The organism is Micromonospora sp. NPDC005205 (assembly GCF_040608275.1).
GTDB lineage: Bacteria > Actinomycetota > Actinomycetes > Mycobacteriales > Micromonosporaceae > Micromonospora.
Window position 1 is genome coordinate 47,988 of sequence record NZ_JBEXHV010000029.1, and the last position, 13,884, is coordinate 61,871.

The following is a 13,884-nucleotide window of genomic DNA, read 5'->3' on the forward strand; positions in this document are numbered from 1 at the left end:
GATAGGGTCGGCGGAGGTCCCATCGGCCCTTCTGAAGGGGTACCGGCATGACGGCCAGTGTCGACAATGCCCAGACCGCCACCGATTCCACAGACACGCTCGGCACGGTGATCGACGACGTGATCCGCCCGCAGGCACCGTTCGTCGACCGGGACGGGGCCTTCCCCCGTCCGGGTGTCGATGCTCTCGCCGCAGCCGGCCTCCTCGGCCTGGCCTCCTCGACCGAGGTCGGCGGCGCCGGCCACGGCATGCGGGCGGTCGCCGAGGTGATCGAGCGGCTGGCCGCCGAGTGCGGGTCCACCGCGATGGTGGTGCTCATGCACTACGCGGCGACCGCCGTCATCGAGGCGCACGGTCCACGCGACGTCCGTACGGCCATCGCCGCCGGCGATCACCTCACCACGCTGGCGTTCTCCGAGTACGGCTCGCGCAGCCACTTCTGGTCGCCGACCGGCACCGCTACCGCCGCCGCCGACGACGACACCGTCCGACTCGACGCCCGGAAGAGCTGGGTCACCGCGGCGGGCGAAGCCAACAGCTACGTCTGGTCGAGCCTTCCGCTGACCCCCGACGCCGGCCCGATGACGCTGTGGCTGGTGCCTTCCGACAGCGCCGGCCTCAGCGTGACAGGCGACTTCGACGGGCTGGGCCTGCGGGGCAACGGCTCCCGCCCGATGACCGCCGACGGGTTGCGGGTTCCGTCGACGGCGAGGATGGCGGCCGACGGGGCCGGGCTCGACACCGCGCTCGGGGCGGTCCTGCCCTGGTTCCTGGTGCTCAACGCCGCCTTCTGTCTCGGTCTCGCCGACAGCGCGGTGGCCGAGGCCGGCCGACATCTCACCAGGACCACGCTCGCGCACACCGGCGCCGCCCTGCGCGACGCGCCCGTCACCCGACGCGACCTCGCCCTGCTGATGATCCGCACCGACGCGCTGCGGGCCTTCCTGGGTGACACGCTCACCGCCCTGGAGACCGGCCGCGACAACGCGATGCTGCGGGTGCTCCAGGTCAAGGCGCTCGCCGGCGAGACCGTCGCCGACGTGACCGACGGCGCGATGCAGCTCTGCGGCGGCAGCGCCTTCCGCAAGGAGTTGGGCCTCGAGCGCCGTTTCCGGGACGCCCGCGCGGCCCGGGTGATGGCACCGACCACCGACGCGCTGCACGATTTCGTCGGTCGGGTCGCCACCGGGCTGCCACTGCTCGACGAGGCCAACCGCTGATGCCCGCGCCAACCGTTCTGCTGGGAGCTGTCGCGTACGACCCGAAGGTGGTGACCATCTGGGAGGGCTTCCGCACCTGGCTGCGCGGGCGGGGCCTGGACTTCGACTTCGTCCTCTACTCGCACTACGAGCGACAGGTCGAGGATCTCATCGCCGGGCGGATCGACGCGGCCTGGAACTCTCCCCTGGCCTACCTGCGGGCCGAGCGGCTGGCGTCCGCCAACGGCACTGCCGTACGCGCGCTCACCATGCGCGACACCGACCAGGACCTCACCTCGGTCGTGGTGGTCCGCGCGGACTCGCCGGTGCGCCAACTCGCGGACCTCGCCGGACGGGTGGTCGCCGTCGGGGCGGTCGACAGTCCACAGGCGACGCTGATCCCGTTGGATCACCTCGCCGCGCGCGGGGTCACTGTCGACGTACGCCGCTTCGACGTGGGTGTCGGCCTGCACGGCGACCACATCGGCGGTGAGCGCGACGCGGCCCGCGCCCTGGTGGCCGGGGAGGTCGACGCCGCCTGCATGATCGACGCCAACCATCTGGCTTTCGTCCAGGAGGGCACGTTACCGCCCGAGGGCACCCGGATCGTGGCGCAGACCGCACGCTACGACCACTGCAACATGACGGTCCGCGCACCGGAATCCGAGGGGGTCCGGCTCTTCGGCACGCTCCTGCTCGGCATGTCGTACGCCGATCCGCAGGTGCGTCCGCTGCTGGACCTGGAGGGGTTGACGGCCTGGCGGGAGGGCCGCACCACGGGGTACGACGTCCTCGCCGACGCCGTCGACACCAGCGGTTTCTACTCCCCCGACGGGCGGGTGACGGCCACGGACTACCGGCCGTGAGCGCGACACCTGTCGCCGCGCTCGACCTGGGTGTGCTGGGTTTCGGCCGGGGCGCACACCTGCTGGTGCAGCGCGCCCTGGCCGGGTTGCCGCCGGGCGGCCGGTTGGCGGTCTCCGGTCGCGACCCGGCGCTCCGCGTTCACCTGCCCGCCTGGTGTCGTGGCCGGGGCCACCGCGTCGAGTGGCCGGATCGGGGTGACCGGAGCGACCTGGTCGCCGTCGTCATCCGGGGGTCGGTGGACGACGACCGCTGGTTCGGCGCGGAGCGGGCCGGACCGGCCCTGCCGTCGGCGCTCAGCAGCCGACCACCCGCACGATGGGGGCTCGGCGCCCGGGGCGCGCTCCTGGAGGCCGGTGGTCCCGAAGCCCGGTTCGACCTGGACGACCGCGACCTGGTCTGGGCCGACATCGCCCCCCACCTGTACGCGCAGGCCGCCGCGCGACAGTGGGACCCGCAGACCGCAGTGCCGTGGGACGACCCGTTCGCGTTGCCGGCCGACGTCGAGGCCGCGGTGGTGCAGGTGATGACGTACCTGGTCGAGAACGAGCAGGCAGCGCTCGTCGTGCCGGCCCGGTTCGTGGGGCGCATCCACCCGCACTTCCGGGAGGTCGTGCAGCTTCTCGCCGTGCAGATGGCAGACGAGGCCCGACACATGGAGGTCTTCAGCCGGCGGGCACTGCTACGGGGCACCGAGATGGGCACGTCGTCCGCCGGCGGTCGGCAGTCGCTGTTCACCCTCGTCGCGGAGTCGGACTTCGCGTTGGCGTCGTTCCTGCTCTCCGTGCTCGGCGAGGGCAGCTTCGTCGATCTGCTGTCCTTCCTGCACGAGTTCGCCCCGGACCCGGTGACACGCCGGATCTGTTGGCTCGCCATGCAGGACGAGCGCCGGCACGTGGTGTTCGGCATGGCACACCTGGAGCATCAGGCGCAGTCGGATCCACTGCTGCGCGACCGGCTGCGGGCGGCCATCCACCGCCGTCACGACGCGCTCGTCGACACGGCGGGCCTCAACGCTGACGTTCTCGACGCGTTGGTGGTGCTCGCGGCGGGTGGGTGGCACCCGGACGACGTGTCCGCCGGCTTCGACCGGGTGCGGGCTCTGCAACACGCCATGGACCAGGGCCGTCAGCGCCGGCTGGTCCGGCTGGGTTTCCGGCCCGACGAGGCCGCGGCGCTCTCCGCCCTGCACACCCGCAACTTCATGTAGCCGATCCCCGCGCACGCCGTGCGGTGCACGGGGATCGGCGTACGGCAGGTCAGCGAGAACTGGTCACTGGCCGAGCAGGGTGCGGATCTGACGCGCGTAGCCGGCCACCGTGAAGTCCGGGCCGACGGAGTCCACCAGGACCAGGTCGTTGATGGTGTGATCGACGCGTAGCGCCAGGATCGCCTGGTACTCGGGCGAGTTGTACCAGCTCCTGGCGGTCTCCGCGTCCGGGAACTCGATCAGCACGACCGACCCGGGCCAACTGCCCTCAAGGACCTCCACCTGGGCATCCAGAACGAGCCACTTGGCGCCGTACGCCTCGGTGGTGGCCTGCACCTGCTCCAGGTAACGCAGGGACTCCTCGGTCGGCACTCCGCCCGGGATACGCAGGTGATTGATCAGGTACGTGCTCATGTCTCACTCCTCAATTCGGGTGCTGCTCCCGGCCGAGGGCGTACGACCGGTCGTCTTGGATTGGGTACACGCCGCGCCGGATGCAAAGACCCGGACTGTTACCGACGGGATCGGACGCGGATCAGGTGAGGATCCGGGCCGTGGTGATCGTGAAGAACTCCCGGAGGGCGGCCGGGTCACCGGATGCCTTCGCCCGGGCTGCCGCGCCCTCGTAGCTGGAGACGACGAAGCCGGCGAGATCGGTGGCAGGTTCGTCGCCGTGCAGTTCACCGGCAGCCCGCGCCTGCTCGATCGCCATGGCGAGCGCGGCGACCCAGCGGCCGAAGCCGGCGTCGACGGCGTTGCGCAGGGCATCGCTGTGCGCCGGGATCTCGGTGGCGAAGTTGCCGAGCAGGCATCCGCGATCACCCATGGTGTCGCCGAGGCCGGTGACGTATCTCAGATGATCGGTGATCCGCTCAAGCGGTGTGCCGCCCTGCTTCTCGTCGAGCATCTCCAGCCCCATCGCCGCGGAGTATCTCGCCACCGAGTCCAGGGCGAGGTCCTCCTTGCTGGCGAAGTGGTTGTAGAAGGTGCCCTTGGGCGCCCCGGCCGCGGCGACGATGTCCTGGACGCTCGTCCCGTTGTAGCCCCGCAGGTGGAACAGGTCCAACGCGGCGTCGGACAACCGTTGCCGGGTTCCGGCGGAGTTCGGTGACTTCGGTCGTGGCATCTCGTGCACTCCTTCCGCCCAGGGTTCCGACTGGCTGACAGACACCACGATATGACCGGTCGTCTCGGAATGCCAGTGAAGTGACCGCTGTCATCCCCCAGGTACAGTGAAGAGGCCATGAACAGGGATTCCAGCGCGGTCCGCGAGGAGCTGCTACGGCTGCGCGAGCAGACCGAGGCCCAGGCCACTGCCCTGGACGGCGACCTCCGGAGCCTCTTCGAGGCGTCCCGCTCGTCCAACGCCGATGACGAGCACGACCCCGAAGGCAGCACGATCGCCTTCGAACGCGCGCAGCTCACGGCCGTCCTGGACGCCACCCGCCGACGCCTGGCCGAGCTGGACGTCGCGCTGCGACGGGTCGACGACGGCAGCTACGGCGTGTGCGAACGGTGTTCCCGCCCCATTCCCGCCGAGCGCCTCGTCGCCCGCCCGTCCGCGCGTACGTGTGTCGCCTGCGCCAGCCGACGGTGACGGCGCCCGTCGCCAGCGAGGGCGGTGGGCACCGTCGTAACCGGTGATCAGCTGGCGCAACAACCTCCTGCGGGCGCGGCGTCGAGGGCGATGAGGCTGATCGGTGCGGACAGCAGCCCTCCGGCGATGCCGGTCGACAGTCCACGCCCCGTCGCCTGCGGCCCACAGCAGTCGTCGCCGCCCGCCGAGACGGCGGAGTCACTGCTGCACACGCCGGTTTCGGGCAGGTCGAGCTGGACGTCGCGGGCGGCCGCCCAGTCACCGGCGAGCGCGGCGACCACGGAGCGGACCTGCTCGTAGCCGGTGGCCATGAGGAACGTCGGTGCCCGGCCGTAGGACTTCATGCCGACGGCGTAGTAGCCCTGCTCCGGGTGGGCGAGTACGTCCACGCCGTGCGGGGGCACGGTGCCGCAGGAGTGCTCGTTGGGGTCGATCAGCGGGGCCAGGGCACGGGTCGCGCCCAGCACCGGGTCGAGGTCCAGCCGCAGCTCGGCGGCGATGCTGTGGTCGGGGCGGAAGCCGGTGGCTGCGACAACACGGTCGACGGTGATCGACTCGGCGCTGCCGTCGCCGTGCCGCAGGGCCACACTCACCCGGCCGTCCGTCGGGGTGAGCGCCCGCACGGAGAAGCCGGTGAGCAGCCGCATCCGTCCGGCGTCGACGTGCGCACGCAGCCGTGCGCCGAGCGCGCCCCGCGCCGGGAGGGCGTCGGCGTCCCCGCCGCCGTAGGTACGCGTCGGCGCGGCGGCCCGGATGGCCCAGGTCACCTCGGTGCCGGGCTCGACGGCGGCCAGCTCCGCCAGGGACAGCAGGGTGTTCGCGGCCGAGTGACCGGCGCCGACCACCAGGGTGTGCCGTCCGACGAAGCGGCCCCGGTCGGCGCCGAGGACGTCCGGCAGCGCGTGCTCCAGGTACGGCGCCGCCTCAGCCTCCCCTCGCGCCCGCAGGCCGGACGCGCCGAGGACGTTCGGCGTGCTCCAGGTGCCGGAGGCGTCGATGACGGCGCGGGCGACCAGCTCGTCGCCGTCGGCGAGGCGGAGCAGGAACGGTGCGGTGTCGCGCCCGGCGGTACGCAGCCGGTCGAGGCCGAGCCGGCTGATCGCCTCGACCCGTGCCCCGTACCGCACGTGTGGCTTCAGTTGTGGCAGCTGCGCGAGGGGCCGGAGGTAGTCGTCGACCAGCTCCGCGCCGGTGGGCAGTGCCCCCGGGTCGGGGGCGACCCAGCCGGCCTCGTCGAGGAGACGACGGGCGGCCGGGTCGATGTTGTAACGCCACGGCGAGAAGACCCGCACGTGCCCCCACTGGCGTACCGCGGCGCCCGGGGTGTCGCCGGCTTCGAGGACGGTGAAGGGCAGTCCGCGTTCGTGCAGGTGCGCGGCGGCGGCGAGACCGGTCGGACCGGCGCCGATGACGATGGTGGGAAGGTCGTCCAGAGCGGTCATCAGTGGCTCCTCGGTGTGGTGGGCCCGGGTCGAGGGCCACGGCTGGTCAGGTGATGGTGGGGCTGCGGCGTTCCAGCAGGACGACGTCGCGCCAGCGGTCGTGATGGCGACCGACCCGCTCGCGTACGCCGATGACCCGGAAACCGGCCCGCTGGTGGAGGGTGAGGCTGGCGGTGTTCTCCGGGAAGACTCCAGACTGGATGGTCCAGATGCCGGCGGCCTCGGTGGAGGCGATCAGCGCGCTCAGCAGCAGTCGGGCGATGCCCCGCCCCTGGGCCGCCGGGTCCACGTAGACGGAGTGTTCGACCACTCCCGCGTAGACCGCGCGGGTCGAGGTCGGCGAGACGGCGATCCAGCCGAGCACCACCCCGTCGTTGTCGACGGCCACGAAACGGTGCGCAGCCAGGCGCGCGGCGTCGAACGCCGCCCAGGTCGGGGCAGTGATCTCGAAGCTGGCATTGCCGACGTCCAAGCCGGCCTGGTAGATCGCCAGGACCCGTTCGGCGTCGGCGGCGGTCATGGGGCGCACGGTGGTGTCGGCCATCAGTGGGTTCCTTCCGGAAGAGATCAGGCGACTGTCTCGACGTCCGTCGAATCAGACACTTGCACACTGTTTAGAGAGCTGTCAACCTAGAGGAATGTCGAATCAAGCAGCACAGGACGAGGTCTGCTGCCCCCCGCTCGCCGAACGGCGCGTGCCGGCCGAGGCAGCCGCGGTGCTCGCGCCCGCGTTCAAGGCCCTCGGCGACCCGGTGCGGCTGCAACTGCTGTCGATGATCGCCTCCGCCGAGACAGGGGAGATCTGCGTCTGCGACCTGACTCCCGCGTTCGACCTGACCGGTCCGACCATCTCGCACCACCTCAGAACACTGCGCGAGGCGGGGCTGGTCGACGCCGAACGCCGGGGCACCTGGGTCTACTACCGCGCCCGGCCGGGCATCCTGCGCCAGCTCGCCGCACTACTCACCGTGGCACCGGCGACATGACAACGACGCTCCAGGGCGAGCCGGCCGAGAGCGCCGTCGTCGGCCGACTCTCCCGACTCGACCAGTTCCTGCCCGTGTGGATCGGGCTGGCAATGACCGCCGGCCTGCTCCTCGGTCGGCTGATACCCGGCTTGAACAGCGTCCTGGACGCGGTGCAGATCGGCGGGATCTCGCTACCGATCGCGATCGGCCTGCTGATCATGATGTACCCGGTCCTGGCGAAGGTCCGCTACGACCGGCTCGACACCGTCACTGGCGACCGCCGGTTGCTGATCTCCTCGCTGGTCCTCAACTGGCTGGTCGGCCCCGCCGTGATGTTCGCCCTGGCCTGGATCTTCCTGGCCGACCAGCCCGCGTACCGCACCGGTCTGGTCATCGTCGGCCTGGCCCGGTGCATCGCCATGGTCATCATCTGGAACGACCTCGCCTGCGGTGATCGGGAGGCCGCCGCCGTCCTGGTCGCCCTCAACTCCGTCTTCCAGGTCGTCGCCTTCGGTGTACTCGGCTGGTTCTACCTCTCCGTGCTCCCCCAGTGGCTGGGGCTTTCCGGCACCGAGTTGACGATCTCGGCCTGGGACATCGCCGCCAACGTGCTCGTCTTCCTCGGCATCCCGCTGCTCGCCGGCTACCTCACCCGCCCCTCGGCGAGCGCGCCAGGGGCCGCGCCTGGTACGAGGCCCGCTTCCTGCCCAGGATCGGCCCGGCCGCCCTCTACGGGCTGCTGTTCACGATCGTGATCCTGTTCGCCCTGCAAGGCGACGCCATCACCAGCCGGCCCCTGGACGTCGTCCGCATCGCCCTGCCCCTGCTGGTGTACTTCGCGCTCATGTGGGCCGGCTCCTACGCCCTCGGCCGGGCCGTCGGTCTCGGCTACCAACGCACCACCACCCTCGCGTTCACCGCCGCCGGCAAGAATTTCGAACTCGCCATCGCCGTCGCGATCGGCACCTTCGGCGTCACCTCCGGCCAAGCCCTCGCCGGGGTCGTCGGCCCGTTGATCGAGGTGCCCGTCCTGGTCGGGCTCGTCTACGTCTCCCTGTGGACGCGCCGCCGCTTCTTCACTCCCCCGCGATCCGCGACCGCGTAACCGGAAGGCAACCCCGACATGAGCGACACACCCAGCGTCCTGTTCGTCTGCGTCCACAACGCCGGGCGCTCCCAGATGGCCGCCGGCTGGCTGCGCCACCTCGCCGGCGACACCGTCGAGGTCCGCTCGGCCGGCTCCGCGCCGGCCGAGACGATCAACCCCGCCGCCGTGCAGGCCATGAGCGAGGTCGGCATCGACATCACCGACCAGACCCCCAAACTTCTGGAGTACGCGACCGCGGAGTCCTCCGACGTCATCGTGACCATGGGCTGCGGCGACACCTGCCCGGTCTTCCCCGGCAAGCGCTACGAGGACTGGAAGCTCGACGACCCGGCCGGCAAGGGCGTCGACGCCGTCCGCCCGATCCGCGACGAGATCCGGGGCCGGGTGGAGAATCTCCTCACCGACCGGAACCTCGCCGCCCGACCGAGGCACACCCCTCAGCGGCCTCCGGCGTAGCTGGCGCGCTCGCCCAACTCCTCCTCGATGCGGATGAGCTGGTTGTACTTGGCCGTGCGGTCGGAGCGCGACAGCGAGCCGGTCTTGATCTGCCCGCAGCCGACGCCCACGGCCAGGTCGGCGATGGTGGTGTCCTCGGTCTCCCCGGACCGGTGCGACATCACCACCCGGTACCCGGCCTTGTGGGCGGCGTCCACGGTCGCCAGGGTCTCGGTGAGTGTGCCGATCTGGTTGACCTTGACCAGGATCGCATTGGCGTAGCCGCCGTCGATCCCGTCGCGCAGCCGGTCGACATCGGTGCAGAAGACGTCGTCGCCGACCAGATCCACGCGCTCCCCCGCCGCCGCCGTCAGCCGCTTCCAGCCGGCGATGTCGTCCTCGGCCATCGGGTCCTCGATCGAGCTGATCGGGTGCCAGGAGAGCAGCCTGGGCTGGTCGTGTCTCGGCGACTGGCTAGCGACGACCCACGCGCTACATCATCCGAGGTCAGGATCCTTTGGAGACACTGCCCAGTCCCGCACCGCTTGACAGCTAATCAGTCGGTGGCCGGAGCCTGCAGCGACACTTGCCGTGGCCCAAGCGGGCACTCGGCTGACTCGACTCGTATTACGGGGTCGTTCAGCGGGTTGCTGCCGTCCGCCACGTTCAACGAGCCTCCAGCTAACGGGGGATCCTAGCCTCGACATGTGACGCTACGCTGCTGGGTGATCACCCTTGTTAATCTCGACGGAAGGCGGCGAAGTTGATCGAGCCTGGCGAGACCAGCCCGCAGAACCGCGCAGAACTCATTGAAGTGCAGCTTGATGATCACACGCTATTCGTGCTGAGTGAGAATGTCGGTCAACCTTCTCCCATCGGTCATGAAGTGGAGATCGCGGGACAAAGCCCTTCACTTGACGGGGCGCTCGACGCGGTGACTGAGTTGGCCCAAAAGATTTCCAGCAAGCTTCAGCACGAGCAAATGTCCAAGATTACTGTCGAGTTCGGATTCGAATTCGCGGTCAATTCTGGATCCCTTGTGGCTGTAATTGGAAAAGCGAGCACCAAATCGGCATTCAAAGTGACGCTTGAGTGGTCACGACCCGAGGGGTGATCAAAGATGAAGGCAAATTTGAGAATTCGAAGGTCTCAACGACTATCGGAAAATAGCTGCATGTCATGATGAGCGCACAGGGGTGTTGAACGTAAAGAATGGACAGGGCTCCGAAGTTCCCACCAGATTTGCCAGACGTCTTGGAGCGTTTGACCAAGTGCGCGACTGTCGCGATTGACGTGCCACATTGGGAGAGAAATAAGCCCCGATTCGGGACGGGCTTCCTGATCGGCGCAGACCTGATCGCCACTTGCGCCCATGTTCTCGGCGACTCACCTAGCGCAATACCAACCGAAGTTAGAGCAGAGCACCTCGAAACTCGGCGGACGATTATTCTCAAGCCTGCGGCCAGCCATTACTTCCGAACATCTGATGGTCTTGACTTGGCCTTTCTGAAAATACCCCCAAAAGACAATCTCTTGAACAGCTACGCCGTCCCGCTGCTAAGTAGCGCCGCCGCCGGCGACTCAATGTGGACGTACGGGTACCCGGTTGGAGATTTTCGCAACGGTCAACCGGCTTCATTCACCTATCAGGGAGAATCCCTGAGACGGGGCGTAAGCGATCTTGATCTCGGCCGGGTTTACGGTATGCCCATCGGTGGTGGGTGCAGTGGAAGCCCCGTCCTCAACAGGCGCACCGGTGCCGTATGCGGCCTTTTGTGCGTCTCAAACAATGCCGGCAGCGCCCATTTAATCTCAGTTGACGAAATATTAGACAGAGCCGACACTGTGAGGCTATTGCAGGGCACGCAGAAACTGTATTACGACTGGTTGATCAACCTCACTGATTCGCAGATAGCTGCCGGCGGCTGGCGGTTCCCCGGTCCCCGTCTCCGGGAATACCTGAGAGTGGCGAAAAAGGCAACGGCCATTCATCCCTATCCGGCGGTATTCCCGGACACCCCTCAACCTCCATTGTCTGCAGTATATGTACAACAACTAGTCGAAGCGACTGAGAATCTTGAAGACATCGGACCACGTCAGTCTGGGCAAGCGATCCGTGCGGAGGAAATATTTGATAACTCTTCCAACTCGATCGTACTGGGTGAAGCGGGGTCCGGCAAATCTAGCCTGCTCCACACTGCGGCTGGCTCTCTGATAAGAAAATTCGAAAATGGCTTAAGTTCTAAGGTTCCGGTGCGTGTCCTCGCTGCAGATCTGATCCCAGGTCAGCCTTTGCCGGAAGCAATTGCGAAAAGCGTAAATGAAGATTTAAGCAGTATCGGCCTCCCGGAATCATGGCCTGCGGAGTTTTTCCGTAAATCACCTGCCAACGGCGCTTCCTGGCTGCTGCTGGTCGATGGCCTCGATGAAGTCATGAGCACCGATCAGCGGCTCGCTATCATTCGAAGGCTTCACGATTACGTCGAGGAACCGAGTAGCGGGGTGGGTCAATTCATACTTACCAGCCGCCCCGACAATCTCTTGCCCCGCCGCGCTTTCCCGAAACTTGCCGTATTTGAACTCCTGATCTTCAACAGTGAGCAACTGTATGGTTTCGCAGAGGGATGGCTAGCTCATCTTGGCATGCCGTCGCCGCAACAGGCTGCGCATCGATTCATAAGTAAGGCGAGCGAGGCGAATCTTGAAGAACTAGCACGGAATCCACTCATGGCTGCAATGCTCTGCCAGCTGCATATAGCCGATCCCGACCAGATCTTTCCTACTGGAAGAAGCCAGCTGTACGAAACATTCGTCAACTCGCTATTTGAGCGACAGTACAGGGGAGCTCGAAATGGAATCCACCATCAGATAAATTCTATAACTGAGCGGTATGGGGTCGATGCCATAACCGCAGGTGGTAAGTTGCTCCGAAGTGCGACAGGACTTGTGGAGCGTTTGGCCTGGTTGCGACAGAGCGAACAATCCGGAACAGCAGTCCAGGCAGTGGCTTCGTGGACCGACGAGCTAAAGCCGGACAACCTTCCGGATACTGGGTGGCATTCCCTTCTGCGGGAGCTACTCAGGCGAAGTGGGGTCTTGACGGAGCGTGGTGGCGATTTCGTTTTCTCCCACAAAACGATAGAAGAGTTCTTGGCTACCCGCTTTATCATTAAGGATTCAGACGAGAGTGCGCGCCAGTTCCGTAACGTCTGGGCTCGCCGTTCCTGGCTTGAGAATCAAGAGTGGCTGACCACACGACAATCCTTCCTCCGATTCCTGGTCGACGGTTGGTCCAGAGAGCATGACTTGACGCCTTTGTTGAAGCGACTGACCACCAAAGGCAACATTGAAGGATGCCGGCTAGTCTGTTCCCTCCACTCCGATGGTTCTAGTCTTGGTAGCGACGTCGTCGACGGAGCTATCAAAGCCCTAACGTCGATTACCAGGAGAAGATCTCCCCAGAACCTGCAGTCTGCGATCGAACTGCTTTGCTACCTCGACCTCGAAGAAGGGAAGGCTGCACTTCGATTGACCTCGCTCAGGCGAAGTCTTGATCACGCCAGGCGCCGGTGGGCGATTGCGCTTCTTGCCAGTATTCTTACCTTAGAATCTGACGGCGAGCTGCCTATTGCTACGATTCCGCAGGTTTATACCAAGGGCGGAATCCACGCTATCGCTCGTTTGCCTCCGACGTCATGGCGAGATTTCCTGGCTACTCTTGCGGATGATTCAACTCTGGATGGAGTTGATAGACGCTGGTGCGCTGAGGCCCTGTTGGACGTGGGCGATAGAAGAGGATTAGCCCTTCTGAGAAGGATTGCGAATGATTTGACGGTTCCAACTCTCGATCGAAGGCTCGCCATGGAGCAGGTCCAGGGAAAGGAAGCCAGGGCAGAGTCAGAAACGACTGGTGAAGGTCCGGAGCAGGCCGAAACCCTCCTACCTTACCTACGTATAAGGCGGCAGATTTGGCATGCCGTGTCGCAACGTTTAGGGCGGCGTGGAGTTGGAGGCACCTCAGATCGCAGTGACGCTTTAGGTGAGCTATTGGAGAATAGTCAACGAAATTTGCCAGCCCAGGATCTCAGATTACTTGAACGGGCCTACGATTTTTCGCAACGGTTGCAGACAGCGAAAGGCAGGAGTGGCCAGGATCCCCAACTTGATCACGCGTTATCAGTCCTGAAAATTCTGATTGATCTGGGCATGGATGCCGCCGTCTTGGCTGCAAGCCTGCTGCATCTGACCCAATTTCCAAAAGTTGATGTCCGCGATACTTTCGGACACGAGGTGGCGAGCCTTGTTGATGGGACGTCACGAGTTGCGGCCCTCACACTGAACGCTGCAGTTGACTTTCGGGTAGGTCAAAGGGCGATCATATCCTCTACTTCTGATCCTCGGACTCTGATGATCATCTTAGCTTCCTGCTTGCAGGAGCTTCGCTCACCCTTCTCCTATCCGGGACCCGAGCAGCGTCGGGTCGCAAAGGAGACTCTTAGTGTTTATAGTCCGCTAGCGCGTCGCCTTGGGATATTTCGAATCCATCGGGAGTTGGACGATCTGGCCTTTCGGGTTACGTCCCCCGAAGGGCACGCTGAGGTTAGTCGACTGTTGAGTGAGTACCAGCCACAGCACGACAGCCTGCAGCGCCAGGTCATTCACAAGATGCTGACCGACCTTGGCGCCGCAGACATCGGAGTAGAGATTACCCGCTGGCCAGAGCACCTGTATCCGATCTATCAGAAGATGATCGTGCGGGGTCGCGACTTCAACGACATCTACGACCTGGTCGGTGTGCGGATCCTGGTCGATTCGGTCCGCGACTGCTACGCGGCGCTGGGTGTGATCCACGCCAACTGGCAGCCGGTGCCGGGCCGGTTCAAGGACTACATCGCGATGCCCAAGTTCGACATGTACCAGTCGTTGCACACGGCGATCGTCGGGCCCACCGGCAAGCCGGTCGGAGTGCAGATCCGCACGTACGCGATGCACCGCACCGCGGAGTTCGGCATCGCCGCGCACTGGAAGTACAAGGAGCACAAGGGCACCCAGATCGTCGGC

12 protein-coding genes and 3 pseudogenes are annotated in these 13,884 nt (G+C 66.1%); 10 read left to right on the forward strand and 5 right to left on the reverse strand.

What is annotated here, in order from left to right; genetic code table 11:
• Positions 1-47: 47 nt before the first annotated feature.
• From ABZU43_RS31575 to ABZU43_RS31585, 3 genes are read left to right on the forward strand one after another with little or no spacing between them, the layout of a single operon-like run.
• A complete protein-coding gene (locus tag ABZU43_RS31575) occupies positions 48-1,220 on the forward strand; it encodes an acyl-CoA dehydrogenase family protein (RefSeq protein WP_355010034.1) in 1,173 nt (390 codons plus the stop codon).
• Positions 1,220-2,065: a PhnD/SsuA/transferrin family substrate-binding protein gene (locus ABZU43_RS31580; RefSeq protein WP_355010035.1), complete on the forward strand. Its 846-nt coding sequence runs from the start codon at positions 1,220-1,222 to the stop codon at positions 2,063-2,065. Before ABZU43_RS31575 ends, ABZU43_RS31580 begins: the two co-directional genes overlap by 1 nt.
• The gene (locus ABZU43_RS31585; RefSeq protein WP_355010036.1) at positions 2,062-3,273 is read left to right on the forward strand and encodes a ferritin-like domain-containing protein; all 1,212 of its coding nucleotides are present in this window, start codon (positions 2,062-2,064) and stop codon (positions 3,271-3,273) included. The genes ABZU43_RS31580 and ABZU43_RS31585 overlap by 4 nt, the downstream gene beginning before the upstream one ends.
• 63 nt (positions 3,274-3,336) lie before the next feature.
• Here ABZU43_RS31585 and ABZU43_RS31590 read toward each other — a convergent pair whose 3' ends face one another.
• Positions 3,337-3,687 (reverse strand): DUF1330 domain-containing protein, encoded by a 351-nt coding sequence (locus tag ABZU43_RS31590; RefSeq protein ID WP_355010037.1) that lies wholly within the window; start codon positions 3,685-3,687, stop codon positions 3,337-3,339.
• A 121-nt stretch (positions 3,688-3,808) separates the two neighbouring features.
• Positions 3,809-4,399: a TetR family transcriptional regulator C-terminal domain-containing protein gene (locus ABZU43_RS31595; RefSeq protein WP_355010038.1), complete on the reverse strand. Its 591-nt coding sequence runs from the start codon at positions 4,397-4,399 to the stop codon at positions 3,809-3,811.
• Positions 4,400-4,516: 117 nt separating this feature from the next.
• Here ABZU43_RS31595 and ABZU43_RS31600 point away from each other — a divergent pair, with 117 nt between their 5' ends.
• Positions 4,517-4,870 (forward strand): TraR/DksA C4-type zinc finger protein, encoded by a 354-nt coding sequence (locus ABZU43_RS31600; protein WP_196922598.1) that lies wholly within the window; start codon positions 4,517-4,519, stop codon positions 4,868-4,870.
• A 47-nt stretch (positions 4,871-4,917) separates the two neighbouring features.
• On the opposite strand, the gene ABZU43_RS31605 is transcribed toward ABZU43_RS31600, so the two are convergent.
• Both ABZU43_RS31605 and ABZU43_RS31610 read right to left on the reverse strand, forming a co-directional pair.
• A complete protein-coding gene (locus tag ABZU43_RS31605) occupies positions 4,918-6,312 on the reverse strand; it encodes an FAD-dependent oxidoreductase (RefSeq protein ID WP_355010039.1) in 1,395 nt (464 codons plus the stop codon).
• 46 nt (positions 6,313-6,358) lie between these two features.
• Complete coding sequence (locus ABZU43_RS31610; protein WP_355010040.1) at positions 6,359-6,856, reverse strand: N-acetyltransferase family protein; 498 nt, start codon at positions 6,854-6,856, stop codon at positions 6,359-6,361.
• A 94-nt stretch (positions 6,857-6,950) separates the two neighbouring features.
• Here ABZU43_RS31610 and ABZU43_RS31615 point away from each other — a divergent pair, with 94 nt between their 5' ends.
• From ABZU43_RS31615 to ABZU43_RS31625, 3 genes and pseudogenes are all read left to right on the forward strand, one after another.
• The gene (locus ABZU43_RS31615) at positions 6,951-7,298 is read left to right on the forward strand and encodes a metalloregulator ArsR/SmtB family transcription factor (RefSeq protein WP_355010041.1); all 348 of its coding nucleotides are present in this window, start codon (positions 6,951-6,953) and stop codon (positions 7,296-7,298) included.
• A pseudogene (gene arsB, locus ABZU43_RS31620) lies at positions 7,295-8,385 on the forward strand (ACR3 family arsenite efflux transporter). Before ABZU43_RS31615 ends, arsB begins: the two are co-directional and overlap by 4 nt.
• 18 nt (positions 8,386-8,403) lie before the next feature.
• A complete protein-coding gene (locus ABZU43_RS31625; protein ID WP_355010042.1) occupies positions 8,404-8,844 on the forward strand; it encodes an arsenate reductase ArsC in 441 nt (146 codons plus the stop codon).
• Here the strand turns inward: ABZU43_RS31625 and ABZU43_RS31630 are convergent.
• Positions 8,826-9,257, reverse strand: a pseudogene (locus ABZU43_RS31630) (enolase C-terminal domain-like protein); the annotation flags it as partial. The gene ABZU43_RS31625 and the pseudogene ABZU43_RS31630 overlap by 19 nt on opposite strands.
• Positions 9,258-9,586: 329 nt before the next feature.
• Between ABZU43_RS31630 and ABZU43_RS31635 the strand changes: the two are divergent.
• The 3 genes and pseudogenes from ABZU43_RS31635 to ABZU43_RS31645 all read left to right on the forward strand — a co-directional run.
• Complete coding sequence (locus ABZU43_RS31635; RefSeq protein ID WP_355010043.1) at positions 9,587-9,937, forward strand: CU044_2847 family protein; 351 nt, start codon at positions 9,587-9,589, stop codon at positions 9,935-9,937.
• Positions 9,938-10,035: 98 nt separating this feature from the next.
• Positions 10,036-10,584 (forward strand): annotated as a pseudogene (locus ABZU43_RS31640) (serine protease); the annotation flags it as partial.
• 84 nt (positions 10,585-10,668) lie between these two features.
• Positions 10,669-13,884: HD domain-containing protein (locus tag ABZU43_RS31645; protein ID WP_355010046.1), on the forward strand; the 3,216-nt coding region annotated here is incomplete at its 3' end.

What these genes read in the sequence shown, in the direction of transcription:
- ABZU43_RS31575 (WP_355010034.1), top strand. Translation starts at nt 48, where the DNA reads ATGACGGCCAGTGTCGACAATGCCCAGACCGCCACCGATTCCACAGAC.
- ABZU43_RS31580 (WP_355010035.1), top strand. Translation starts at nt 1,220, where the DNA reads ATGCCCGCGCCAACCGTTCTGCTGGGAGCTGTCGCGTACGACCCGAAG.
- ABZU43_RS31590 (WP_355010037.1), bottom strand. Translation starts at nt 3,687, where the DNA reads ATGAGCACGTACCTGATCAATCACCTGCGTATCCCGGGCGGAGTGCCG.
- ABZU43_RS31595 (WP_355010038.1), bottom strand. Translation starts at nt 4,399, where the DNA reads ATGCCACGACCGAAGTCACCGAACTCCGCCGGAACCCGGCAACGGTTG.
- ABZU43_RS31600 (WP_196922598.1), top strand. Translation starts at nt 4,517, where the DNA reads ATGAACAGGGATTCCAGCGCGGTCCGCGAGGAGCTGCTACGGCTGCGC.
- ABZU43_RS31605 (WP_355010039.1), bottom strand. Translation starts at nt 6,312, where the DNA reads ATGACCGCTCTGGACGACCTTCCCACCATCGTCATCGGCGCCGGTCCG.
- ABZU43_RS31610 (WP_355010040.1), bottom strand. Translation starts at nt 6,856, where the DNA reads ATGGCCGACACCACCGTGCGCCCCATGACCGCCGCCGACGCCGAACGG.
- ABZU43_RS31615 (WP_355010041.1), top strand. Translation starts at nt 6,951, where the DNA reads ATGTCGAATCAAGCAGCACAGGACGAGGTCTGCTGCCCCCCGCTCGCC.
- ABZU43_RS31625 (WP_355010042.1), top strand. Translation starts at nt 8,404, where the DNA reads ATGAGCGACACACCCAGCGTCCTGTTCGTCTGCGTCCACAACGCCGGG.